This window comes from Protofrankia sp. Cj3, assembly GCF_917627355.1.
In the GTDB taxonomy this organism is placed as follows: Bacteria; Actinomycetota; Actinomycetes; order Frankiales; family Frankiaceae; genus Protofrankia.
In genome coordinates this window covers 13,074-15,698 of sequence record NZ_CAKJTR010000129.1, presented here as the reverse complement: position 1 = coordinate 15,698, position 2,625 = coordinate 13,074, and the positions used below count along the sequence as shown (strand labels likewise).

The 2,625-nt window shown below is 66.3% G+C and carries 2 protein-coding genes; one reads left to right on the top strand and one right to left on the bottom strand.

Translation table 11 applies throughout. From position 1 onward, the window contains the following. On the bottom strand, positions 1-553 hold a 553-nt coding region (locus MJ783_RS16580), incomplete at its 3' end, for a class I SAM-dependent methyltransferase (RefSeq protein WP_239311353.1). Positions 554-963: 410 nt separating this feature from the next. On the opposite strand from MJ783_RS16580, the gene MJ783_RS16575 reads away from it, so the two are divergent. Further along, positions 964-1,785, top strand: coding sequence for an alpha/beta fold hydrolase (locus MJ783_RS16575; RefSeq protein WP_239311352.1), 822 nt, complete (start codon positions 964-966; stop codon positions 1,783-1,785). Positions 1,786-2,625 lie beyond the last annotated feature (840 nt).

The following is a 2,625-nucleotide window of genomic DNA, read 5'->3' as shown; positions in this document are numbered from 1 at the left end:
CGCCTTCGTCCAACGGGTAGGTGTCGAACAGGATCCCGTCGAACCGGCCGAGGGCCGGCAGCACGTCCTGCCACTTGCCATGGACCAGTTCCGCACCGGGCCGCCCCTGCGCGCCTACCCACTCGGCCCCACGACGGGCGACCTCCGGGTTCGCCTCGATGATCGTGTGGTGGGCGGGTCCGATCTCCTGCACGAAACCGGCGGAGATCGCAAGCCCGAAGCCGACCTCCAGGACCGAGCCGCCAGGCGTTGTCACGGCCTGGGCCAGCGCCTGCATGAGCGGCCGCTCCCAGGACTGCATCACCTGCTGGCCTGAAACAATCAACTCGCTGTCGGTTACCGCCGTCCCGGCGGCGTCGATCGATTCGTCGATCTTCGGCCTGGGTGCGCCCGTCACCATGGTCGCCGCGACGCCGTCCAGGACGGCGACATCCTGAACGAACTCGTCCAGCGCCCGGTTGAGAAGGAATTCCCTGGGTTCGGCGGCGAGCGGGGTCAGCAGGTCGTCCAGAATGGTTAACGTGACGCCGAATTTTTCCGTCCGCCGGTGCACGCACCCTCCCGATGGTCCTTCGTCAGATTATCGGACATGTCGCGTCCCGCACAGTTCCGCCGCACGTGCGATCGGTCTATACGATCTCATTTTCCGCGTTCGTGGCGCACGTAAACGACACGATCAGGTTCGGTCAGAACTGGGCGGACGTGGTGGCCGGTGACCGCGGCGGGCGGAGCTCCTCAAACATGCGCCGGCCGTGGCTGGTGGCCCGCTCGTTGGCGGGCCACCCCATGGGACAATGGGTCAGGGCGGTAACACGTCGGCGAACCGGGGGAGCCAGCGGCCGGTTGGATCGTTCGGGTTGAGGGGCGTCGCCTCGGGTATGCCGGATCGGTGATCTCCTGATCGCGTCACGTGCCCACACGGGGTAACTGTGGCAACGATCTCACCGGGAAGGAAAGCCAACAATGCCCACCATCTCGACCACGGACGGCACGCAGATCTTTTACAAGGACTGGGGCGTTGGTCGGCCAGTCGTGTTCAGTCACGGCTGGCCGCTGACCGCGGACGCCTGGGACAACCAACTGGAACTCGTGGCCTCCCACGGCTACCGGGCCATCGCGCATGACCGCCGAGGCCACGGGCGTTCAGGTCAGACCTGGGACGGCAACGACCTGAACACGTACGCCGACGATCTTGCCGAGTTGATGGACGCTCTCGACCTGAGGCAGGTGACGCTGGTCGGTCATTCTACCGGGGGCGGAGAAGTCACCCGCTATATGGGCCGCCATGGCACATCGCGAGTCGCGACCGCCGTGCTGCGTGGGGCGATACCTCCGCTGATGCTCAAAACGGCCGCCAATCCCGACGGGACACCGATCGACGCCTTCGACGCCATGCGGGTGAACCTGCGCGCTGACCGGTCACAGTTCTACCGAGATCTGAGCGTCCCCTTCTACGGCGTCAACCGGGATGGCGCGGACGTCTCCCAGGGGATCCGCGACGCATTCTGGCTCATGAGCATGACTGTGGGACTGAAGCCCGCGTATGACTGTATCAAGGCATTCTCAGAAACGGACCTCACCGAAGACCTCCAGAAGATCGACGTCCCGGTTCTGATTTCGCACGGTGACGACGATCAGATCGTTCCGATTCAGGCCGCGGCGCTGAAATCAGCACCGCTGGTGAAAGACGCGACGTTGAAGGTCGTACCCGGCGCGCCCCACGGGCTGGTCGGCCGTTTCGAGCAGGATTTCAACGACGACCTGCTCTCCTTCCTCAAGAGCTGAAACGACGGCGTTGCGGACGTGCGGCCGATGGGCTCTGTCCAGCGCAGGGGCCGGCCTGGATCTTCTGGAGGCCTCGGCGCTGTGCCGCACGGCGTCGTCACTGGTGTGCACCGCCGCGCGTTGCGCGTGGATATGGGCGATGTCCGACGGACGGTATATCCATCATTGGGATATTCGTCATATGTGTTGCTGGTCGGGCAGGTGGTGACGGGGCCGGCGGCGGCTGGGAGGCCGTACTCGACAACCGGCATCCCAGCCGTCACCGTGACATCGTGGCCATGTTCCGGGGTGACCGACGCGGCCGGGGCGCGGGGCGGTCCGGTAAACGGGCCGGCGCCGATTTCCGCCCACCGCACGACGCGGTCGCCCAGGGCATGCTGACCTGTGAGGACTGCGGTGGCGCTGGTTATCAGACCAGGCCCATTCTCGAATCGGACGAGGAATCCAGCTTCGACGGCCAGGAGGACAAACCGTGCCGTCGCTGCGGAGGAACCGGCAAGGTGCGGACATGACGGCTGCCGCGGCGGCACGTCCGCCTGAGCCCGAGCCGGACCCGGGAGCCATCCTGCTGCGGCTGCGTTGCCCCGAGCACCGTCGTAACCGGCGTGGCGGCAAGGGCGGATGGCGGCAGGGCACAGCGCTGTACTGCGAGAAGTGCCGCACTCTCTGGGCTGCGGGTCATGGGCCTGATATCGATCGGCGGGAGCCTCCAGGGGATCATGGGCCGGCCGAGCCGTGGGACGCCAGCCCCCCGATCTGACCGATGGCCCCGGTGGGCCACCGGTGATCAATGGTTCTTGCGCCAGGGGGGCTTCGGTACTGTCGAGGGCTGTCGAGGGC

Bases quoted from the DNA above. Each gene is read 5' to 3' on its own strand.
- MJ783_RS16575 (WP_239311352.1), top strand. From the start codon at position 964: ATGCCCACCATCTCGACCACGGACGGCACGCAGATCTTTTACAAGGAC.